The organism is Streptomyces xiaopingdaonensis (genome assembly GCF_000262345.1).
Taxonomy (GTDB): Bacteria; Actinomycetota; Actinomycetes; order Streptomycetales; family Streptomycetaceae; genus Streptomyces; species Streptomyces xiaopingdaonensis.
Map to the genome: position 1 here is coordinate 13,636 of NZ_AJTQ01000054.1, position 20,750 is coordinate 34,385.

General features: G+C 72.4%; 17 protein-coding genes and 1 pseudogene. 9 read left to right on the plus strand and 9 right to left on the minus strand.

The genetic code is table 11. The annotated features are described in order from the left end of the window. Nucleotides 1-9: 9 nt before the first annotated feature. Complete coding sequence (locus UWG_RS0104125; RefSeq protein WP_016905944.1) at nt 10-1,014, minus strand: ADP-ribosylglycohydrolase family protein; 1,005 nt, start codon at nt 1,012-1,014, stop codon at nt 10-12. Between the two features lie 62 nt (nt 1,015-1,076). Continuing rightward, on the minus strand, nt 1,077-1,796 hold the full coding sequence (locus UWG_RS0104130; protein WP_016905945.1) for a GntR family transcriptional regulator: 720 nt from the start codon (nt 1,794-1,796) through the stop codon (nt 1,077-1,079). Nucleotides 1,797-2,341: 545 nt separating this feature from the next. Here UWG_RS0104130 and UWG_RS0104135 point away from each other — a divergent pair. After that, nucleotides 2,342-4,210 (plus strand): C69 family dipeptidase, encoded by a 1,869-nt coding sequence (locus tag UWG_RS0104135; RefSeq protein WP_029391154.1) that lies wholly within the window; start codon nt 2,342-2,344, stop codon nt 4,208-4,210. 286 nt (nt 4,211-4,496) lie between these two features. Here UWG_RS0104135 and UWG_RS0104140 read toward each other — a convergent pair whose 3' ends face one another. Both UWG_RS0104140 and UWG_RS33930 read right to left on the minus strand, forming a co-directional pair. Then, nucleotides 4,497-5,408 carry a LacI family DNA-binding transcriptional regulator gene (locus UWG_RS0104140; protein ID WP_272943173.1) on the minus strand — a complete coding sequence of 304 codons (912 nt, stop codon included), beginning with the start codon at nt 5,406-5,408 and terminating at the stop codon, nt 4,497-4,499. After that, nucleotides 5,403-5,531 (minus strand): annotated as a pseudogene (locus UWG_RS33930) (LacI family DNA-binding transcriptional regulator); the annotation flags it as partial. The pseudogene UWG_RS33930 and the gene UWG_RS0104140, both read right to left, overlap by 6 nt. A gap of 120 nt (nt 5,532-5,651) precedes the next feature. On the opposite strand from UWG_RS33930, the gene UWG_RS0104145 reads away from it, so the two are divergent. The 7 genes from UWG_RS0104145 (at nt 5,652) to UWG_RS0104175 (ending at nt 13,366) form a co-directional block, all read left to right on the plus strand. Further along, nucleotides 5,652-6,404: a glutamine amidotransferase gene (locus UWG_RS0104145; protein ID WP_016905948.1), complete on the plus strand. Its 753-nt coding sequence runs from the start codon at nt 5,652-5,654 to the stop codon at nt 6,402-6,404. 6 nt (nt 6,405-6,410) lie between these two features. Next, nucleotides 6,411-7,349 (plus strand): ribokinase, encoded by a 939-nt coding sequence (locus UWG_RS0104150; protein ID WP_016905949.1) that lies wholly within the window; start codon nt 6,411-6,413, stop codon nt 7,347-7,349. Continuing rightward, nucleotides 7,346-8,416: a DMT family transporter gene (locus UWG_RS0104155; protein WP_016905950.1), complete on the plus strand. Its 1,071-nt coding sequence runs from the start codon at nt 7,346-7,348 to the stop codon at nt 8,414-8,416. Before UWG_RS0104150 ends, UWG_RS0104155 begins: the two co-directional genes overlap by 4 nt. Beyond that, entirely contained in the window at nt 8,413-9,483 is a 1,071-nt protein-coding gene (locus UWG_RS0104160) for a phosphotriesterase family protein (protein ID WP_016905951.1), read from the plus strand. Before UWG_RS0104155 ends, UWG_RS0104160 begins: the two co-directional genes overlap by 4 nt. Before the next feature lie 181 nt (nt 9,484-9,664). After that, complete coding sequence (locus tag UWG_RS0104165; RefSeq protein WP_016905952.1) at nt 9,665-10,426, plus strand: DeoR/GlpR family DNA-binding transcription regulator; 762 nt, start codon at nt 9,665-9,667, stop codon at nt 10,424-10,426. Further along, nucleotides 10,423-11,361 (plus strand): 1-phosphofructokinase, encoded by a 939-nt coding sequence (gene pfkB, locus UWG_RS0104170; protein ID WP_016905953.1) that lies wholly within the window; start codon nt 10,423-10,425, stop codon nt 11,359-11,361. Before UWG_RS0104165 ends, pfkB begins: the two co-directional genes overlap by 4 nt. A gap of 58 nt (nt 11,362-11,419) precedes the next feature. Then, complete coding sequence (locus UWG_RS0104175; RefSeq protein ID WP_016905954.1) at nt 11,420-13,366, plus strand: PTS fructose transporter subunit IIABC; 1,947 nt, start codon at nt 11,420-11,422, stop codon at nt 13,364-13,366. A gap of 19 nt (nt 13,367-13,385) precedes the next feature. Here UWG_RS0104175 and UWG_RS0104180 read toward each other — a convergent pair whose 3' ends face one another. The 5 genes from UWG_RS0104180 to UWG_RS0104200 all read right to left on the minus strand — a co-directional run bounded on the left by UWG_RS0104180 (nt 13,386) and on the right by UWG_RS0104200 (nt 20,326). Further along, a complete protein-coding gene (locus UWG_RS0104180; RefSeq protein WP_050988498.1) occupies nt 13,386-14,819 on the minus strand; it encodes an MFS transporter in 1,434 nt (477 codons plus the stop codon). 511 nt (nt 14,820-15,330) lie between these two features. Further along, entirely contained in the window at nt 15,331-16,797 is a 1,467-nt protein-coding gene (locus UWG_RS0104185; RefSeq protein ID WP_016905956.1) for a dihydroorotase, read from the minus strand. A gap of 21 nt (nt 16,798-16,818) precedes the next feature. Continuing rightward, entirely contained in the window at nt 16,819-18,276 is a 1,458-nt protein-coding gene (locus tag UWG_RS0104190) for an FAD-dependent oxidoreductase (protein WP_016905957.1), read from the minus strand. Then, nucleotides 18,273-18,908, minus strand: a complete 636-nt coding sequence (locus UWG_RS0104195) for an aspartate/glutamate racemase family protein (protein WP_016905958.1) — start codon at nt 18,906-18,908, stop codon at nt 18,273-18,275. Before UWG_RS0104195 ends, UWG_RS0104190 begins: the two co-directional genes overlap by 4 nt. After that, nucleotides 18,905-20,326 (minus strand): MmgE/PrpD family protein, encoded by a 1,422-nt coding sequence (locus UWG_RS0104200; protein WP_016905959.1) that lies wholly within the window; start codon nt 20,324-20,326, stop codon nt 18,905-18,907. The genes UWG_RS0104195 and UWG_RS0104200 overlap by 4 nt, the downstream gene beginning before the upstream one ends. Before the next feature lie 231 nt (nt 20,327-20,557). On the opposite strand from UWG_RS0104200, the gene UWG_RS0104205 reads away from it, so the two are divergent. After that, nucleotides 20,558-20,750, plus strand: a 193-nt coding sequence (locus UWG_RS0104205) for a helix-turn-helix domain-containing protein (protein WP_029391155.1), incomplete at its 3' end; no start/stop codon positions are given.

The window sequence follows — 20,750 nt, forward strand, 5'->3', positions numbered from 1 at the left end:
GGCGCCGGCTCAGCCGTGCGGGCGCAGGGAGAGCAGACGCGCGGCCAGTGGCTCCACGTCGAGTTCGTTGACGGAGCGCAGCGTCGCCACCGCGTCGGCAGGCAGCCCGCTCAGGCCGGTGACGGCACCGGCGACCGCCCCGGCGAGGGCGCCGATCGTGTCGCAGTCGCCGCCGAGGTTGGCGGCGAGCAGGCAGGCGCGCATGGGGTCGCCGCCCGCGACGGCGAGCACGGCGAAGGCGGCCGGCACCGACTCCTGACTGGCGACGCTGGTGCCGATCAACTCGCTGACGAGGGTGAGCGCTTCAGCCTCCGGCCGCCCCGCCACGGTGTTCCGCGCCCAGCGGATGCGGGCCGCGATGTCGGCGCCCGCCACCCAGTGCCCGCGTGCGACGCCGGCCCGGGCGGCCGCCTCGGCCGTGTCCATCGCCGTCTCCAGGTCTGCCCCGCCGACGGCGCTGCTCACCGCGGCGGCGACGGCAGCGGCGCCCGCGATGCCGAGCGTGGTGTCATGCGTGACCTGGCAGGACTCCACGACCCGGTCGAGGAACGCCTCCAGCGGACGGGCGGGGAACGCCACTCCGACGGGGGCGACGCGCATCGCGGCCCCGTTGGTCGTGCCGGTGCTGCCGGTCTCGCTGACCGGCACGCCGCGTGCCACCGCGTCCAGCGCGGCCTTGGTCGAGGGGCCGAGGAGGTCGAGGGAGCCCTTCTCCCGCATCCCCGCCTCCCACTCCAGCAGGGCCCGCGCGAGGAGCTCGGGGTCGATGCGGCCGGCCCCGTCGGCGAGGAGGCGGCCGACGAGCAGGGCCTGGTCGGTGTCGTCGGTGACGGTGCCGGCCGGCAGCCCGGCGGCCACGGGGTTGTCGGGCGGGCCCGCCTCGAAGTCGGAGACCGTGCCGAAGCGGGCCGCGATGGCCGCGCGCGACATGGTCTGGGTGGGCATGCCGAGCGCGTCGCCCAGGGCGAGGCCGTAGAGGGAGCCGAGGGCGCGGTCGGTGCGGGGGTCGCTCATGTGCGGTGTTCCGTCTGTTCGTTGGGGAGCTCGATGGTCGGTGCGTACGGTCGCCGCTGCGGTCACGGGGGCTCGGGCTCGCCGAAGCTGGTGCGCAGCTCGAACCGCTCGGGGTCGAGGAGGCTCACCACGTGCTCGACGACGCTTCCCACGGGCGAGCGCCCGGTGCGGGTCACGCGGAGGAAGGAGGTGCCGGCGGGGCGCTCCAGCTGGGCTGCGTCCTCGGGTGTCAACGGCACCGCGGTGGCGCGCTGTTCGCCCGAGGCCACCACGAGGCCGGCGGCCGTGAGCGTGGCGGTGAGCGAGCCGTCGACGAGTCCGGTCTCCGGCACCGCTTCCAGGCCCGGGTGCAGCGGCACCCGGCTGCGCTCCAGGGAGAGCCGCACGCCGTCCGGCAGGGTGCGCATGCGGTCGACGGCCAGGAACCGCGCGCTGTCCAGGCCGAGTCGGGTGCTGAGCGCGGGCTCCTCCACGGTCTCCAGACGCAGCACCGCCGTCTCGGGAGGCACGCCCTGTGCGGTGAGGGCCTGCGTCCAGCCGTGCCGGTTGTCCAGCGGGGTTCCGTCGAAGCTGACGAAGGAGCCTATGCCCGGGTGGGTGCGCACCAGCCCCTCGTCGGCGAGGGAGCGGAGGGCTTCCCTGACCGTCGACCGGCTCACCGAGAAACGTTGGGTCAGCGCGTGCTCTCCCGGGAGCCGGCTTCCGGTGCGCAGGGTTCCGCCACGGATCTCGCGGCCGAGGATGCGGGCCACCCGCTGGTGCTTGCGTGCCTGTTCGGACATGTCCGCACGGTAGGCGCACCTGTCCGGACCTGTCTGTTGCCTGGATCACACCTCGCGGGGCTCTTGGGGGTGCAGTGAATCGAAAGGAAAGCAACTCCCTGCAGATCACGCGGAGTTCGCGGTGACCGGACGGATTTCCGGTAGCGAAGCCGGTGAAGTAACCGCACCCGCCTCGATGGGCGGTCGAGCGCCTGCTAGAGTCAAATCCCGTTGGTTTCCCGGAACATGACACGTTTCTCCGCGTTCCGGGACGGCCCGCTCCGTCGACCCGACTTCGCTACTCACCGGTGGCGGCCTCACTTCTCCCGCATGCGTGGAGAGGAGAAATTCGGCGATGAGTGAGACCTCGCAGGGGCGACGCGGGAGGACACCTCCGCCTGCATTGTGCTCGGGCAGGGCAGTGCCCCGATGCCGAACACGACCGACGCCGCTTTCGCGGCTGTCGGCAATCGGCCGCCCGGATCGCACACGGAATGCGGTGACCTGGAGCCCCGTCGGGCCGGAACCACGACCGACTCACGCTCAGCCCCGACCTCAGGAAGAACATGCTCCGACCCCAAGCCCGCCTGGTCACCTCTGCCGCCCTTGCCGCTTCCTTCACTATGGTCACCGCGCTCGGTGCGCCGTCCCTCGCCTTCGCCGACGACGCGCACGATCGGTCGGCGGGAGCGCAGCAGGAAACCTTCCGGCAGCCGGACAAGTCGTTCGCGGTCTACGTCGGCAAGAACCGGTCGTCGACCGGCCACACCATGCTCGGCGGCTTCGGCCACGAACCCTCCAGCCACTGGATGGAGGTGGTCCCGGCGCAGGACCACCCCAAGGGTTCCAAGATCACCGTGGGGGCCACGGAAGAGGCCGACATGCCCGGCAAGCTGACCAAGATCCCGCAGGCACGGCACACTTACCGGTACCTCACCTCCAACTACTCCGAATTCACGGGCATGCCGGCCCCGCTCACCAACGGAGGTCTCAACGAGAAAGGGGTGGCCGCGCGGGACGTCTGGTCCAACTCCCGCGAAGAACTGGTCGACATGACGCCGAAGGACCAGACGGGACCGCAGTACTCCGACCTCTCCAGGATCGCGATGGAACGGGCCGGCTCGGCGCGGCAGGCGGTGCAGATACTCGGCGACCTCATCGACACCCACGGCTACACGACGTACGGCGGGAACTCGCACCTTTTCGCCGACGGCAACGAGGGCTGGGTATTCGTGGAGTTCGCGGGAGGCAAGGGCCTCTGGGCGGCCCAGCGACTCGGCCCCGACGACATTCGCGTCTCCTATCCCGGCTACATCAAGGAATTCCCCACCGACGCCGTCGACGGCGGGAACCCCGATTTCGTCGGCTCGAAGAACCTCGTCTCCTTCGCCGAGAAGAAGGGCTGGTACGACCCGGAGAAGGACGAGGAGTTCGACCTGCAGAAGGTGTACCAGGAGCCGTTCCCGACCAAGTCCTTTCCTGTCGGGAAGACGGCGGACTCCGAGGACTCGGCCCCGTACCGCAACCCCGTCTCGTTGGAGGCGGAGTTCGCCGAACTCGGCAGGGTGAAGCTGCAGGACGTGATGCGGATCGTCCGCGACCCCCGCTGGTCCGACGACCGCTCAGGCTACGGGCACGTCGCCGAGATCGACCCCGACCTCCCCGATCCGCGGCTCGCCACCTTGTGGATGGCCCCGACGGCAGCCGTGACGGCGCCGTACATACCGGTTTCGATCGGCACCCGCGAACTCCCCGTCGAGTACACCCAGCACCGGTACCTGACCGCCGGCGCCTCCGCCGAGTACCTCGAACCCGAGTACGCCGAGCAGGAAGCGACCGAATCGGCGACCCAGACCTTCAAGCGCCTCATGTACGCCACGTGCGCCCGCCCGGAGCAGTACCTCGCGGACGTCACCGACGCGTTCGAGGGCTTCGAGGCCGAGCAGATCAAGGAGTGGAGGAAGCTCCAGCAGGCCGCCGGCACCACGCCGGCAGAAGCCACCGACTACACGAACCGCCTGGCGCTCGACGGACTCAGGCTGGGCAACCACCTGCTCGACGACGTCCTCGCCAAGTCCCGGGCCGACGGCGGCCTCCACGAGCCCGGCGAACCCGGCGACGGGTCGAAGGACGACGGCACCACCGCGTCGACCCGCTCCCAGTCCATGGGCCTGCGCAGCGGCGAGTCCTCCCGCGACCGGATGCACTGCGACGTCGGCGGCGGCTGGGCCGACGGCTCCACCCTCGAGAGGGCCGGCGACTACGGCGACCCGGACAAGGTGCCCGACTACTCCTCGGCGCGCATCTCCGGCCACCAGGAAGCCTCGGACGACCGGTCCGAGCCGGCGTGGCGGACGTGGACGCCGTGGGGCGTGACCGCGGCGGCGCTCCTCGTCGGCGGCGTCGCGGTGTGGCGGTCGCGGCGGCGCGCCTAGCCGCGCACCGCGCCTCTGAGCGTGCCGGGCAACTCCCGTGGCCTCCGGTCGAGTTGGCGTGCGCCAACTCGGCCGGAGGGTCCGGCGCCCCCGAGCTCGTCGCCCCGGCCGACGTGTGAACTCCGCACAGAACACGCGGGGTTCACCCGTCGACGACGGCGGACGCGCAGACGCCCACCCGACCCGACACCGGCCCCGGAAACCTGCGAGCACACGCCGAGTTCGACCGCCGGCCCGGCGCGGACTGCCGCCACCGCGCGCCGGGGGAGCGGAGAGCGGCCCCCGGTCAGCCGACCGGGGCCGCGGCGGAGCCGCGGATGACGAGTTGCAGCGGGTAGACCTTGTCCACGCGTTCCCTGTCCGGCGCTTCGATCCGCGACCTCACGAGGTCGAGCGCGCTGGCCACGAGGTGGGTGACGGGCTGCTGGAGGGTGGTGAGCTTGGGCCGCAGCCACTCGCCGACGCGGATCCCGTCGCAGCCGACGACCGAGAGGTCCTCCGGGATGCGCAGTCCGTGCAGCTCGGCCGCGCCGAGCATGCCGACGGCGACGATGTCGCTGCCGACGAAGACGGCGGTCGGTGTCTTCTCGGCCTGCGCGAGGTAGGGGAAGGTGCTCGCCCCGAACTGCTCGGTGTAGGGCCCGTGGAGGACCAGGTCCTCGTCGACGTCGAGGCCCGCGTGCGCCATGGCGTCGCGGTAGCCGCGGAGCCGGTCGCTGGTGGTGGAGAGCTCGGGTGGCCCCGCGATGTGGGCGATGCGCCGGTGCCCGAGCTGTGCCAGGTAGGAGACGGCCTGGTAGGCGCCGCCGTAGTTGTCCACGCTGATGGTGTCCACGTCCGACGTGCTGGCGATCTCCTCGTCGAGGACCACGACGGGCAGGCCCTCGGCCACCGCGCGCGAGAGCCGGGGGTTCCGGCGGTGGATGCCGACGTAGATCAAGCCGTCGATCGCGTCGCTGGAGGCCACGAAGTCGCTGAACCGGGCTTCGCGCAGGGCCTGTTGACCGGTGACGCCGACGACGAGCGAGGCCCCGTCGGCGGTGGCGGCCGCGGCCGCTTCTTCGGCGAGGGCGGCGAAGAACGGATTGACGAGGTCGGGGACGACTAGGGCGATGACGGGACCGCCCCCGCGTACGGGATCGGAAGTCGGCCCCGGTGCCGGTGGGGGAGCGGCGACGGGGTACCCGAGGTCGCTCACCGCCTTGTCGATGCGAGCGGCCGTATCCGGATTCACTCTGAGCTGTCCGCGCAGATACCGGGACACCGTCGAGACCGACACCTGCGCCTGTTGCGCAACGTGCGTCAACGTCACGCTCTGCTCCTTCCGCCGTCTGGCGTCAGTCTATCGACAGCAGAAGGCCATTGACCCCCGGGGACCCCACTCGTATTGTTGCGCAAAACACAGCACAATTTTTGCGCAAAGCGCACAAGGAGGCAGTCCATGGCACGCGTACTCCTCGCGGGCGAGTCCTGGATCAACGCGGCGACCGACTACAAGGGCTACGACGCCTTCCCCCACACCCAGCTCGAGATCGGCGCCACCCCGCTGCTCGAAGCACTGGGCGCGGAGGGCCACGAGGTGACGCACCTGCCCTCGCACGCCGTCGCCACGGACTTCCCCGCGACGCTGGAGAAGCTCGACGCGTACGACGTGGTCGTCCTCTCCGACATCGGGGCCAACAGCCTGCTGCTGCCGCCCCGGGTCTTCGCGGAAGGGCGCCCCTTCCCCAACCGGCTGAAGCTGCTCGCCGAGTGGGTCAGGCGGGGCGGCGGACTGGCGATGGCCGGCGGCTACCTGAGCTTCCAGGGCTTCCAGGCGAAGGCGAACTACCACGCCACCCCGGTCGAGGACGTGCTTCCCGTCGACATCCTCCCGTACGACGACAGGGTGGAGTGCCCCGAGGGCATACCGGGCTCGCTGACCGCCGCCTCCCACGAGGTCACCGCCGGACTGGACGCGGAGTGGCCGATCCTCCTCGGATACCAGCGGCTCAGCGCCAAGCAGGACGCCGAAGTCCTGGCGACGATCGAATCCCACCCGCTGCTCGCGGTGCGGACCGAGGGCGCCGGCCGCACCCTCGCCTTCGCCTCGGACATCTCGCCGCACTGGGCACCGACCGAGTTCATCGAGTGGCCCGGCTACCAGCGCCTCTTCCACCAGGCCGTCACCTGGCTCGCCGGAAACGCAGCGTGAACCGCCATGTCGGAACGACGGATCACGGTGGTGGGAAGCCTCAACCTCGACGTGAGGCTCGCGGTCGAACGGCTTCCCCGCAGCGGTGAGACCATCGCCGCGCACGGGCTGACCTCGTCAGTCGGCGGCAAGGGCGCCAACCAGGCGGCCGCCGCCGCGCGGCTCGGGGCCACGGTGCGCATGGTCGGTGCCGTCGGCACCGACGGTTCCGGGAGCACCGTCGTGGACCGCCTGCGTCGCGAGGGCGTGGACGTCTCGGCGGTCGACACGGTCGAGGGCCCCACGGGGACCGCGGTGATCCTCTGGGAGCGCCCCGAGTCGACGATCGTCATCGACGCGGGAGCCAACGCGGCCCTCGACGCGGAACGGGTGCGCGGCCACGCCGCGGCGCTCCGCTCGGCGGGAGCGGTCCTCTGCCAACTCGAGACCCCTGCGAGCGCTCTCGACGCGGTCCTGGAGAACGCCGGAGGGCTCACCGTCCTCAACCCGGCGCCGGCCCCCGACCGCGCTTCACGTGCGATGCGGGGGTTCGACGTCCTCGTGCCCAACCGCCACGAACTCGCGGCCCTCGCAGGGGCGGCGTCGGCCCCGGCCACCGTGGACGACACCGCGGCCCTCGCGGCGTCCCTCGGCCTGCCGGGCGACGTGGTGGTCACCCTCGGCGGCGACGGGTCCCTGGTGCTCCCCGAGGGGGGCGCCCCGGCCCACGTCGCCGCCGAGCGGGTGCGCCCCGTGGACACCACCGCCGCGGGGGACAGCTTCTGCGCGGCCCTGGCCGGCGCACTCCTCGACGGAGCGTCGCTCACCGACGCCGCCCGCTGGGGCAACCGCGTCGCGGCCGCCACCACCACCCGGGACGGCGCCATGGAAGCGCTGCCCCTGGTCTCGGAGTTGACGCCGGTCCCGCCCTCCGGCACGGGACGAGAGAACAAGGACACACCATGACGCATGCGACTCCCCAGGCCCCGATCCCGGCCGAGCCCGCCGCCCCGCAGTCGGCCGTCCGCCGCACGACCACGCTCGTCCTCGTCGTGGCCACCGTCCTGGCGGGCATCCTCAGTCCCCTCCAGGCCACCGTCAACGGCGCGTTGGGCGACGAGATCGACGACGGCAACGCGGCGGCCGTCATCTCCTTCGGCAGCGGCCTCGTGCTGATGGCGCTGATCGTCTTCGCCAGGCCCGCCACGCGCCGTCAGGCGCTCGCCGTTCCACGGCTCATCCGACGCCGCGCGCTCGGCTGGTGGAACTGGCTGGCAGGGCTCTGCGGTGCCGCCGTCGTCCTCTCCGAAGGCGTCACCGTCGGCACCCTGGGCGTCGCCGTCTTCCAGATCTCACTCGTCTCCGGACTGGTGATCTCCGGAATGGTCTGCGACCGGATCGGCGCCACCTCGGAGATCAAGCAGCCGCTCACCCCGACGCGCGTACTCGGCACCGTCCTCGCGATCGGCGCCACCGCGCTCGCCCTCTCGCCCAACTTCCACGTGCCGGGGACCGTCGCGTTCGCCCTGCTGCCGTTCGCCGCAGGACTGCTCGCCGGCTGGCAGCCCGCGGGCAACTCGGAGGTCGCCCGCGGCACCGGGTCGATGCTGGTGTCGATCGGCTTCAACTTCCTGGTGGGCTTCGCCGTACTGCTCGTGGGGCTCCTCGTGCGGACGGCCACGGGCCACGTCGAGTTCGCGCTATCCGGCACCTGGTGGATGTACACGGGCGGGGTGCTGGGGCTCCTCTCCATCGCCCTCATGGCGCTGCTCGTCCGCGGGCTGGGGCTGCTACTCCTCGGGCTCTCCTCGGTCGCCGGGCAACTCCTCGGCTCCCTCCTCCTGGACGCGATCGTCCCCTCCGTCGGCCAGGAGCTGCACATCGCGACGGTGGCGGGCACGGTGCTCGCGCTCGCGGCGGCCGGCATCGGCATGATCCCCTCCCGACCGGTCGGCACGGGGGACACCTCGGCGGAGCCCGACGACACCACCGGGCCGGCGCACGCCTCGGACAGGACAGGAGACACACCATGACCTCGGCCGGAACCGCCCCGCCGCCCGCAGTGCAGACCGTCACGGGACGGGTGGCCGCGGACGCCCTCGGGGTGGTGCTCCCGCACGAGCACCTCTTCAACGACCTGTCAGCCGTCCTCGACGCACCCGCGTACGGGTTCTCCGAGCGCCTCCCCGAACGGGAGGTGAGCGCCGCGTCGGCGTGGGCCCTGCGGCAGGACCCCTACTGCTGCCCGGACAACCTCGCTGCCAAGTCGGTCGACGAACTCCTGCCGGAGCTCGCGCTCTTCCAGGAGGTCGGCGGCTCCACGCTCGTCGACGCCACATCGAGCGGGGCGATCGGGCGCGACCCGCTCGCCCTGCGCGACGCGGCACGGCGCAGCGGCCTCAACATCGTCATGGGGTGCGGCGCTTACCTGGAGAAGTTCGAAGGCGAGCGGATCTCGGCGGCGACGATCGACGCGCTGGCCCGCGCCCTCGGGGCCGAACTCACCGACGGGGTGGGCGAGACCGGCGTCCGGCCGGGAGTGATCGGCGAGATCGGCGTCTCGCCCGACTTCACGGCTGCCGAAGCTGCCTCGCTGCGCGCGGCAGCGCTGGCCCAGCTCGACTCGGCGCAGGTGCCGCTGCTGATCCACCTGCCCGGCTGGCAACGGCGCGGGCACGAAGTGCTGGACATCGTCCTCGACGAGATCGGCGTTCCGCCGGACAGGGTGGTGCTCGGTCACATGGACCCGTCCGGCGCCGACCACCGCTACCAGGACTCCCTCGCCGATCGGGGGGTGTGGCTGGAGTTCGACATGGTCGGCATGGAGGTCGCCTTCCCGCACGAGGGCGCCGCGCCCTCCGCGGAGCAGACCGCGGACGCGGTCGCACGCCACCTCGCGCGTGGCCGCGGTGCCCAACTCCTGCTGAGCCACGACGTCTTCCTCAAGCAGATGTGGACCAGGCACGGCGGCAACGGGTTCGTCTTCGTGCCCACGGTCTTCGCCGAACTGCTGCGCACCCGCGGTGCCGAGCGCGAGACCGTCGCGCGGCTCATGCGGCAGAACCCGGCGCGGATGCTGACGGGGCAGACGCCGGACTAGCACGCCCGTACCGCTTCCGGCCGCGGCGCAGCCGACTGCGCCGCGGCCGGAAGCCTTCGCCGACAGGCCCAACTCCCCACCGTCCGCCCCCGATACGTCCGGACGTGTTTACTCCACCGGGTTCTCCCCGTAACTTCCCCCGCAGGCAACAGACTCGGGCGTCGAACGGACACGAACCCACATGTACGCAGCCGAACGTCAGCAGGAGACCCTGCGCCTCGCCGAGGAGCACGGACGGGTGGACGTGCCGTCGCTCGCCGCCCGCTTCCACGTCGCGGCCGAGACCGTGCGCCGCGACCTGAAGGCGCTCGCGCGAGCAGGCCTGCTGCACCGCGTGCACGGCGGCGCGGTCCCCGGCACCCGGCTCGCGTTCGAACCCGACCTCGCCGAACGGGACACCGTCGCAGCCGACGAGAAGGACCGCATCGCCAAGGCCGCGCTCGCCGAACTCCCCGCCGAGGGCAGCGTGATACTCGACGCGGGCAGCACGACGGCGCGCCTCGCACAGGCCCTCCCCGCCGAGGCAGCACTCACCGTCGTCACCCACGCCCTGCCGCTCGCCGCGCGCCTCGCCGACCACCCCGGTATCTCCCTCCACCTCGTCGGCGGCCGGGTACGCCACCGCACCCGGGCCGCCGTCGACGACTGGGCGCTCCGCGCCTACCGCGAGATCAACGCCGACGTCGCCGTCGTCGCGACCAACGGCGCCGCACCCCGCGGCGCGCTCACCACGCCGGACCTCGCCGAGGCCGCGGTGAAGCGCGCCATCGTCGCCGCCGCCCACCGCGTCGTGCTCGTCGCGCACTCCGCCAAGTTCGGCGTGCAGCACTTCGCCCGCTTCGCCGACCTCTCCCAGGTCGACACCCTCGTCACCGACACCGGACTCGCCGCAGGCACCGTGCGCGCCGTCGAGGGCCACGGCGTGCGGGTGGTGCGGGCATGATCCTCACCGTCACCCCCAACCCGAGCCTCGACCGCACCTACGAACTCCCGCGACTCGTACGCGACGCCGTGCTCCGCGCCCGCACCGACCGCGTGGACCCCGGCGGCAAGGGCGTCAACGTCTCCCGGGCCCTCGCCGCCTCAGGTCAACGCACCGTCGCGCTCGTACCGTTGGGCGGCCTCGAGGGCGACCTCCTCGCGCGGCTGCTGGAGCGGGACGGCATCGAAGCGGTCGGCGTCCCCGTCGACGGCTCGACCCGGGTGAACATCAGCCTCGCCGAACCGGACGGCACCCTCACAAAGATCAACGCCACCGGGCCCGAGATCCCGCCGCCCGCCGCCGAAGCCCTCTCCACGGCACTGCTCGCGCACGCCGCAGGGGCCGACTGGGTCGCCTGCTGCGGCAGCCTGCCCCGCGGCCTCCCACCCGACTGGTACGCCGAGTCCGTCGCGCGGGCACACCGCGCGGGCGCACGCATCGCGCTCGACACCTCGGGGCCCGCCCTCCTCGCCGCCCTCCCCGCCCGCCCCGACGTCGTGAAGCCCAACGCGGAGGAGCTCGCCGAGGCGGTCGGCCGCCCGCTCACCACCGTGGGCGACGCCGCCGAAGCAGCCGAGGAGCTGCGGCGACGCGGTGCGGGCGCCGTCCTCGCCAGCCTCGGACCCGTCGGTCAACTCCTCGCCGACGCCGCGGGCGTCCGCTTCGCGGCCGCCCCACGGGTCGACGTCCGCAGCACCGTCGGAGCCGGCGACGCCTCGCTCGCGGGCTTCCTCGCCGCGGGCGGCGAAGGCCCCGCCGCACTCTCCGCCGCGCTCGCCCACGGCACCGCCGCGGTCCGCCTCCCCGGCAGCAGCATGCCGCGCCCCGCCGACCTCGCCCCCGCGCCCGCCCCGACGCCGCCGCCGCTCGACCGCCCTCTCACCGACGCCCCATGACCCCGCAGCCTGGGCGCCCGCCGGCGCCGGACGGCCAGTCACCAAGGAGCCGCATGCCATGACGGAAGAGACCACCCCGGACCTCGTCGACCTCGACCTCCACGCCACCACCGCCGGCGCCGCCGTACGCGCCCTCGCCGAACGCCTCGTCTCCGCCGGCCGCGTCACCGACCTCGACGGGTTCCTCGCCGACGTCGCCGCCCGCGAGGAGCAACTCCCCACCGGCATGGAGGGCGGAATCGGTATCCCCCACTGCCGCAGCGAGCACGTCACGCGCCCCAGCCTCGCCTTCGGACGCAGTGCCGCCGGCGTCGACTTCGGAGCCCCCGACGGCCCCGCCCACCTGGTCTTCCTCATCGCCGCCCCCACCGGCGCGCACAGCGACCACCTCTCGATCCTCTCGGCCCTCGCCCGCAAGCTGATGGACCAGGAGTTCATCAGCGCCCTGCGCAGCGTCTCCGATCCGGGACGGGCGGCCGCGCTCGTCCGGGGCGACGCCCCCGCCGACGACGCGCCGGGCGAACCAGCGCCCGCCGCACCGGAGCCGGACGGCTTCCGCCTCGTCGCCGTCACCTCGTGCCCCACGGGGATCGCGCACACCTACATGGCGGCCGAGGCGCTCGAAAAGGCCGCAGAGGCCGCAGGGTGCGAGATATCCGTCGAGACCCAGGGCTCGGGCGGCTTCCAACGGCTCGATCCCGCCCGAGTGGCGGCAGCCGACGGCGTGCTCCTCGCCCACGACGTCGAGGTCCGCGAGAAGCACCGCTTCGCCGGCAAGCCGACCGTCGACGTGGGCGTCAAGGCCGCCGTCAGCCGCGCCCCCGAACTCATCGCGGAGCTCCGCGAAAAGGCCGCCCGCGGCGAGACGACGCCGGTCACCGGTGAGACGGCGGAGCCCGACGAACCGCAGCCAATCCAGGACGGGTTCGGCACCCGGCTGCGCAAGTGGCTGATGACCGGCGTGAGTTACATGGTCCCGTTCGTCGCGGCGGGCGGACTCCTCATGGCGCTCGCCTTCGCCGTCGGCGGCTACGAGATCACCGAAGCGCCCTCCGTCGCCGACCACTTCGGCTGGACGGAGGCAGCGAGCTGGGCCGCGCTGATGCATCAGATCGGCACCACCGCGTTCGATTTCCTCGTCCCGATTCTCGCCGGGTACATCGCCTACGGCATGGTCGACCGGCCGGGCCTGGTGCCCGGGATGGTCGGCGGTGCTGTCGCCGTCGCCATCGAGGCGGGGTTTCTCGGCGGGCTCGTCGCAGGCCTGCTCGCCGGGGCCGTGGTCATGGCGATCCAACGCGTGCACGTGCCACCGACGTTGCGCGGGATCATGCCGGTGGTCGTCATACCGCTGATATCGGCCGCCGTCGTCGGCTTCCTGATGTTCGTCGTCCTCGGCAAACCGATCGCGGTCCTCCAACGGGCGCTCACCGACTGGCTGAGCGGGCTTTCCGGCACCAACGCCGTGCTCCTCGGCATCCTGCTGGGCCTGATGATGTGCGTCGACCTGGGTGGTCCGGTGAACAAGGTCGCCTACGCCTTCGCCGTCGGCGGCCTCTCCGAACCCACCGACGGAAGCCTGAAGATCATGGCCGCTGTCATGGCGGCCGGTATGGTGCCACCGCTCGCGATGGCCCTGGCGACGACCGTGCGCGGCCGGCTCTTCACCAGGGCCGAGCGCGAGAACGGCAAGGCCGCCTGGGTGCTCGGCGCCTCCTTCGTCAGCGAGGGCGCCATCCCGTTCGCAGCCGCCGACCCGCTGCGGGTCATCCCGTCCGCGATGGCGGGCGGCGCGGTGAGCGGCGCGCTGTCGATGGCGTTCGGCAACACCCTGCGGGCCCCGCACGGCGGCGTCTTCGTCGTCCCGCTGATCGGCCAGCCGTTCCTCTACCTGCTCGCCGTGGCCCTCGGCACCGTGACGTCGGCGCTCCTGGTCCTCGTCCTCAAGGGCGCACGGGGCCGCCGCGCCGAGCCCTCCGACGTCGCAGTGAGGGCCGGAAGTTGACGACGCGCGCGGCAGCGGCTCACGACTGCTGGGTCAGCGGACGCGCGATGCTCTCCAGGCCCTTGCGCTCGGCGTTCGGACCGAGGAGCACCTCGACCAGCCCGGCCACGATCATCACTGCGGCACCGATGGCGAAGGCGAGCGCGGTGTCCCGGGGAACGCCGGTGCTCACCAGCGTGGAGAAGACCATCGGCCCCGAGATGCCGCCCGCTGCCGTTCCGATCGCGTAGAAGAAGGCGATGGCGAGGGCGCGGGTCTCCATGGGGAAGATCTCGCTGACCGTCAGGTACGCCGAACTGGAGCCGGCAGACGCGAAGAAGAGCACCACGCACCAGCAGGCGGTCAGCGTGACGGCGGTGAGCGATCCACGGTCGAAGAGGTAGGCGGTGCCGAGCAGCAGCACGCCCGACAGGATGTAGGTACCGCTGATCATCTTGCGCCTGCCGACGGTGTCGAAGAGCGGTGCGAGCGTCAGCGCGCCGAGGAAGTTGCCGGCTGCGATGACCGCGTAGAAGTAGCCCGTGTCCGTGTCGACGTCGAAGAACGTGCTGAGGATGTCGGCGAATCCGAAGGTGATCGCGTTGTAGAGGAATGCCTGCCCGATGAAGAGCCAGAAACCGAGGGTCGCCCGCTTCGGATAGTTGGTCACCAGGGTCTTGGCGATCAGGCCGAAACCAATGCTCTTGCGCTGCCGAATGGAGATTTCCTGGCGTGGCTCCGGCAGTTCCTTTCCCGTGGCGGCGGACACCCTTCTTTCCACCGCGCCGACGAGGCGCTCGGCGGCGTCCGTGTGGCCGTGGATGATCAGCCACCGGGGGCTCTCCGGCACGTTGCGCCGGACGAACAGGATGACGAGACCGAGCAGCACTCCGAGGGCGAAGGCGAAGCGCCATCCGACGCCGACGGGGAAGCTGCTCAGAATCGGAATGGTGAGCAGTGCACCGAACGCGGCCCCGAGCCAGTAGCTTCCGTTGATGATGATGTCGATCCGCCCGCGGTGCTTGCTGGGGATCAGCTCGTCGACCGCCGAGTTGATGGCCGCGTACTCCCCGCCGACCCCGAACCCCGTGAGGAATCGGCAGATGAAGAACCACCAGGCCGTCCACGACAGCGCGGTAAGCGCCGTGCCCGTGAGATAGACGGCGAGTGTGATCAGGAAGAGTTTCCGGCGCCCGAACCTGTCGGTCAGCCACCCGAAGAAGAGCGCGCCGCTGCACGCCCCGACGACGTAGATGGCGGCCCCGAGTCCGGAGACCTGACCCGCGGTGATGTCCACCCCGCTGTCCGGTTTCGCCAGTTGCGGGGCGAGATTGCCGACAATCGTCACCTCCAGCCCGTCGAGGACCCAGACGGTTCCGAGCCCGACGACGATCATCCAGTGCCACCGGGCCCACGGCAGGCGATCCAGCCGGGCCGGAATTTTCGTGTCGACGACGGATTGCTCTACGGGCACGCGAAGAACCCCCGCTCCGTGGGTCCGGCGGACAACGACCCCGAGAACATAGCCCTCGGAAGTCGATGTCCCTCCGCGTACACACCTGTGGGGTCAGTCGGAACCTTCCTCAGATGAGGGCATCATCATGTCGATTCCGTACCCGGCGTCGGAGTCGCCGCCCACGGCGGGGTACCGGCCACGGCGAACCGAGGGACGCGTGCGGTGCGTCGGGAACCCCGCCGGACGGACACGGGAATCCGGTGGCACTCTCCGCTCCGTGTGCCGCTGTTCCGAATTCCGGCACGGGTCAACGCCTGCGGCGAGGGAAAGAGTTGTTGCGCACGGGTGGTGCGGGTCCGTCGCCGGAGGCGACCGCACTTCGGCTTTCCGACGACGAACTCCACTGACCGACAGGCGGGTTGGGCACCATGCGGAGAGAAGGCCCTCCGCGTCGCCGGCCGTCGTTCTCCGCGCGGTCCGCGCCTGCAGGGCCGACGACGCGTGAGCCGCGACGTGCGGCAGAGCGGGGTCAGCGGCGGGTGGGGCGTGCCAGGTACCGCCCCTGCGGCTCGCCCGATACCTTGCCGTCGGCGTAGACCTGCCGCCCGCGCAGGAACGTGGACTCCACGGTGGCGCCGATCTCCAGGCCCTGGAGCGGCGTGTACTCCTGGGTGGACTCGGAGGCCGCCGCGTCGACCGTCCAGGAGCGCGAGGGGTCGACGAGGGCGAGGTCCGCGTCGTAGCCCTCGGCGATGCGGCCCTTCGTCGGCAGGCCGAAGCGTCGGGCCGGCGTCTCCGCGGTGAGCTCGGCGACTTTCTGCAGCGGCAGGCCGCGCGCCCGGGCGGCTCCCGCGAGGCCGGGCAGCAGGTACTCGGTGCCGCCGAAGCCGGACTTGGCGGCGAAGACGTCGCTGCGCGGGTCCCCGAACTTCTTCTCCTCCTTGCAGCACGCGTGGTCGCTGACGACCCAGTCGACGTTCCCCGCCGCGAGGTGCTCCCACAGCGCGTCCACGTCCTCCTGGGGGCGCAGCGGCGGGTTGACCTTTCCACCGACGCCGGAGGCGGTCTCGATGTTCGCCAGCAGGTGGCCGATGGTCACCTCGCGGCGGAAGTCGACCTGCGGGAAGGTCTTCGCCATCAGCATCGCCGAGTCCATGGCCTTGCGCGAGGAGAGGTGCAGCAGGTTGATGTTGGGGAGTTCGGTCTCGGCCGCGAGGTAGCTGGCGATGGTGACGGCGAGGCCCTCGGAGTGCGGCGGCCGGGAGGCGCTGTAGGCGGCGAGGCCGTCGAGCCTGCCCTCCTTCTCGACGAGCCTGGTGTACGCCGTCATGATCTCGGCGGTCTCGCAGTGCAGGGAGAGCGAGACGGCGTCGGCGAACTCCGGGTGCTTCTCCCGTGCGGCCTGCACGCCGCGCATCACGAACTCGAAGTGGGCCAGGTCGTAGCGCTCCTCGGGCGGGATCATCAGGAAGGAGTTCTGGTCGGCCGAGCGGCCGTGCAGGCCGTGGCTGCCGTAGAACATGAAGATCTTGAACGAGGTGACGCCGAAACGGGAGATCAGCTCCGGTATCTCGTCGATGTGCGACTTCTGCATGGGCGCGAGGTGGAAGCCGTAGTCGACGTGCGAGCGGCCCTCGGAGCCGGCGAGCACCAGGGGGAAGACCTCCTCGTAGGAGCCGCCGCGGTTCATGTAGTACTGCCCGGTGCGCATGTACGTCAGGGCGGTGGTGACGCCGCCCTGCGCGCACGCCCTGCTCTCGGTGGCGGTGTCGTCGGCGAGCGGGTTGTAGATGCCCCAGTGCTGGTGCGCGTCGACGACGCCGGGGAAGGCGTGCAGCCCCTTGCCGTCGACGACTTCGCGGGCTTCGGACGCCGGGATGTCGGGGGCGATGCGATGGAAGACGCCGTCCTTGACGCCGATGTCGGTCGTCGGGATGTCGTCGGCGTCGTGGCGCACCAGGCGGACGTTCTTTATCAGCAGGTCGAGCTCGGTCATCTGGGAAGTTCCTCTCTGGGATCAGTGTGCGGAGCGCCCGGCGACCTGGGAAGTCCCCGGGCGGAGCGGTGCGGAGGGCGACCCGGCCAGTACGTTCGCCGCCTGCCAGGCCAGGCCGAGCGCGGGCAGCAGGCCGTTGCCGGCGAGGTAGCCCGCGGCGCCGTGCCCGGAGATGCCGTGCGCGGCGCCGCCGGAGGCGAAGAGGCCGTCGATCGGCACGCCTTCGCGGTCGAGTACGCGGGCTTCGCCGTCGACCAGCAGGCCGCCCTGGGTGTGGAAGAGCGCAGGGATCACCTCGACCGCCGCGAGCGGTCCGTGCAGCGGCTCCTCGGCCGAGGTCCGGCCGAACCGGTCGGGCGTCGACGCGTCGGTTGCCAGGGCCGTCTGCTCGGCGACGGCCGCGCTCAGGGCGTCGGCGGGGCAGCCGATCCGCGCTGCGAGTTGCGCGGCGTCGTCCGCCCAGACGAGGGCGTCGGCCGCGACGGTCTGCCGGAAGTCGGTGAACGGCAGGCACAGGTCGTGGATGCGGCGGTCGAGGACGATCCAACCCCGCGCACCCGGGCGGGCGGCGAGGGCCGCCGCGTACTCGGAGTATCCGCGCGTCTCGTCGCCGAACCGGACGCCGCCGGCGTCGACCATGATCGCCCCGTGCATGATCGTGGCCCATCCGACGAGCGTGCGGGAGCGGCGGGCGAGCGCGGCGTGGCCCTGGTAGGCGTCGAGGTACGCGGCCCGGCCGCCCAGTTCGAGACCGAGGGCGAGGCCGTCGCCGCGGGAGAACTGCCCGCCCGCGTACTCGGCGGCGGCGATCTCCGGCAGCCGCGCGGCGACTTTCGCGCGGTCGGCACCGTATCCGTTGGTCGCCAGCAGTACGGCGCGGGTGGTGACGGTCTCCCGGTGTCCGCCCGGGTCTTCGACGACGGCGTGCAGCAACCCGCCGCCGGGGTCCGCCGGCCCGCGCTCCACGTGGACCAGCCGGGCCGGCACCATCAGGTAGGTCGAGTCCGCGGCGCGCACCCGGGCGTGCAGGTGGCGCAGGAGCGTGGAGCCGTGGCGTCCTTCCAGGGTGTGCAGCCGGTCCGCCGAGTGGCCCGGGTAGTTGAAGTCCCGCACCAGGTGGAGGGGGACGCCCGCCTCGTCGGCGAGCCACTCGACGAGCGGCGCGCTGAGCCGGGCGAGCGCGCCGGCGAGGACGGGTTCCGCGGTGCCGCCGGTTTTGGCGGCGATGTCGGCGAGGAACCGTTCGGGTCCGTCCTCGACGCCGCACGCCCGCTGCCACCGGGTGCCCGCGCCGGGGATCATCGCCGTCGACATCGAGGTGTTGTTGCCGCGCAGGAAGTGTTCGTCGGGGTCGACGACGAGCACCCTCAGACCCGCCTGGGCTGCACGGAGCGCACCGGCCAGCCCTCCGCCGGCCCCGGCGACGAGCAGGTCGACGTCGGGCTCCCGGCCCGGCGCTGACGCGGGGTCGGGCGTCATGCGGGGTCTCCTGCCGCCAGGAGACGGAGCGCGAGCGCGGCGGGGTCGACGAGCGCGACCGGGTGGGCCGCACCGGTGTCCACGGCGGAGCAGCCGTTGACCACGTGCCCCACGCCTCGCTCCGCGAAGCGGTCGAGCGTGCCGCGTACCGCGTCGTGCCACACGCCGGGGTCGCTGATCGCGGCGAAGTCGAGGTCGAGCACGGCCACTCCGGCGAACCAGGGACCGAAGCCGTACTCCTCGACGCGCGCGGCGAGCGCTTCGCCGATCGCCTCGTTCCGGGTGACGGCGCCGAACTTCCGGCCTGCGGCGACGAGATGGGAGGCGGTGAGCCGCAGCATGCCCACGATCGGCACGGCTGCCCCGTCGGGGACGAGCGGCACGGCCGGGTCGAGCACGCAGTCCGGCATGCGGAGGGCCGCCCCCGTGTCCGGTGCCTCCGCGAACGCCGCCGCGACGTGTGCCGTCGACGCCTCGACGTCGTCCCGGGTGGCCAGTTGGGCGGGTGCCGCTTCGGGCGCTGCGTCCAGGTCGAACTCCACGCCGGGCGGGGCCAGCCGCTTGTACCGCGCGCGGCGCCTGGCGAGCTCGTCGGCGTCGACGCGGATGGGGGTGAGGGAGTGGATTCTCATGCGGGTCCTCCCGGTGTTGTCGGGCGCGCGGATGTCAGGGAGCGGAGTGCGGGCCCCACGTCCGCGGCCTCGGGGAGCTGCTCGGCGAGACGGTGCAGGCGGTCCACGAGCGCCCGGTCGCCGAGGAGTTCGGCGAGTACCGGCGGCAGGGTGCGCGCGGTGAAGGGGTGGTGGTCGCTGTCCCCGAGCGGGTGCGGTGCGCTCGCCTCCAGCCGTCGGCCGTCGTCGAGGTGGACCGTCAGCCGGGCGGGGCGCTCGTGCGGCAGCCGGGCGGTCATCCGCGCGTCCTCCCGTACGGTGACCCGGCGGGCGAGGGCGAAGAGGGCGGGGTGCGTCGCCTCCGTGGCGTCGGCCGTCTCGGGGGTGATCCGGCCGTAGAGCAGGGCGGCCGCCACTGCGTAGGGGACGGAGAACATCGCGCCGAGTCCGTTGTGCCACCGGGTGCGGTCGAGCGGCGCGGCCAACGCGTGTGTGTCCACGACGAGTCGGGAGACGCGGCCACCGTCGCACGCTTCGGGGTGTTGGCGGCGGAGTTCGCACGCGAGGTCGGCGGCCGGGTGCGTGTACGCGCACGAGGCGTGCTGCTTGAAGTAGTTGTGCACGATCTGCCAGTCGCCGCCCGGGGGTCGGGCGAGTGCGTCGGGGTCGAAGGTGCCGAGGAGGGTGCCGAGCGACAGGGCCGCGGTGCCGGTGTTGGCCACGACGCCGGCGGCGGCGAGTCGGGCGGCCGCCAGTCCGGAGAGTGCCGCCGCCCCCATCCACGCGTCGCGCACCCGGTGGCCGTCGAACGCGGAGTCGAAGTGCCCGGCGATCGGCAGTCCTGCCGCGGTGTCGATCGCGGCGGCGATCCGGTCGGCGGGGAGCCCCAGCAGCACCGCGCAGCCGGCCGCGGCCCCCGTGACGCCCCAGCTGCCGTGCGGGTGCGCGCCCGGCCGCAGCGCGGTCGCGCAACCGAAACGCGCCGCGACCTCGTACCCCGACAGCAGGGCCCGCGCGGTGAGTTCGCCCGTGCAGCCCCGTTCCGCGGCGAGCGCCAGGATCGCGGGGAAGGCGTGGGCGGCGGGGTGGCCGCGGGCGTACTTGCCGCCCTCGTCCAGCTCACTGCAGACCAGCGCCGTCGCGTTGAGGTAGGCGGCGGCGTCCGTCCCGGTGAGGGCGTCTCCGCCGAACACCGGGGCGCCGCCCGGGGGTTGGGGCCACGCGGCGCGGAGCCGCCGTTGGCCGTCGGTGCGGGAGCCGGCGAGGGTCACGGCGAGGGTGTCGAGCAGGACGAGGGAGAGCCGTTCGCGCACCTCGCCGGGTGCCCGGTGCCAGGACAGCTCCGCGCACAACTCGCCGAGTTCGGCGGTGCGTTGGGCGGTCGCCGCTCGGAAATCCGGCGCGGGCGGGGGGTGTTGATCGTCGTGACCGGTGGTCACCGTGCCCACCTCCTATTGTTCCAGTCAGCGGAACGCTTGGATCTATCGATCCTTGCAGCGCCACTTCCGAGGCGTCAATACCTTGCCGAGCGACGTCAACAACGCTGAATTTTCCCCGCCGATGCTCTTGACCCTGCCCGAGTGCCGGTGCTTTGGTAACGTTCCATTCAGCGGTACGCCTTCGGCCTACCGAGGACAGGCCAACGACCCCAGGCAGGCGAGAATGGGACCATGACGACTCAGCCCGGAACCGAGACCGCAGGCCGCGTGATCGACGTCCTGCTCCTCTTCACCGACGGCCCCGACCACCTCGGGGTCTCCCGCATCGCACGTGAACTCGGCCTCAGCAAGGCCGTCGTGCACCGCATCCTGCAAACCCTTGTCGCCCGCGGCATGGTCGCCTACGACCAGCAGAGCCGGCTCT

Excerpts from the sequence above, each read along its gene's own strand:
- UWG_RS0104185 (WP_016905956.1), bottom strand. The coding sequence starts at position 16,797 with ATGACCGAGCTCGACCTGCTGATAAAGAACGTCCGCCTGGTGCGCCAC.
- UWG_RS0104165 (WP_016905952.1), top strand. The coding sequence starts at position 9,665 with ATGTACGCAGCCGAACGTCAGCAGGAGACCCTGCGCCTCGCCGAGGAG.
- pfkB (WP_016905953.1), top strand. The coding sequence starts at position 10,423 with ATGATCCTCACCGTCACCCCCAACCCGAGCCTCGACCGCACCTACGAA.
- UWG_RS0104135 (WP_029391154.1), top strand. The coding sequence starts at position 2,342 with ATGCTCCGACCCCAAGCCCGCCTGGTCACCTCTGCCGCCCTTGCCGCT.
- UWG_RS0104160 (WP_016905951.1), top strand. The coding sequence starts at position 8,413 with ATGACCTCGGCCGGAACCGCCCCGCCGCCCGCAGTGCAGACCGTCACG.
- UWG_RS0104155 (WP_016905950.1), top strand. The coding sequence starts at position 7,346 with ATGACGCATGCGACTCCCCAGGCCCCGATCCCGGCCGAGCCCGCCGCC.
- UWG_RS0104175 (WP_016905954.1), top strand. The coding sequence starts at position 11,420 with ATGACGGAAGAGACCACCCCGGACCTCGTCGACCTCGACCTCCACGCC.
- UWG_RS0104130 (WP_016905945.1), bottom strand. The coding sequence starts at position 1,796 with ATGTCCGAACAGGCACGCAAGCACCAGCGGGTGGCCCGCATCCTCGGC.
- UWG_RS0104150 (WP_016905949.1), top strand. The coding sequence starts at position 6,411 with ATGTCGGAACGACGGATCACGGTGGTGGGAAGCCTCAACCTCGACGTG.
- UWG_RS0104125 (WP_016905944.1), bottom strand. The coding sequence starts at position 1,014 with ATGAGCGACCCCCGCACCGACCGCGCCCTCGGCTCCCTCTACGGCCTC.
- UWG_RS0104195 (WP_016905958.1), bottom strand. The coding sequence starts at position 18,908 with ATGAGAATCCACTCCCTCACCCCCATCCGCGTCGACGCCGACGAGCTC.
- UWG_RS0104145 (WP_016905948.1), top strand. The coding sequence starts at position 5,652 with ATGGCACGCGTACTCCTCGCGGGCGAGTCCTGGATCAACGCGGCGACC.
- UWG_RS0104190 (WP_016905957.1), bottom strand. The coding sequence starts at position 18,276 with ATGACGCCCGACCCCGCGTCAGCGCCGGGCCGGGAGCCCGACGTCGAC.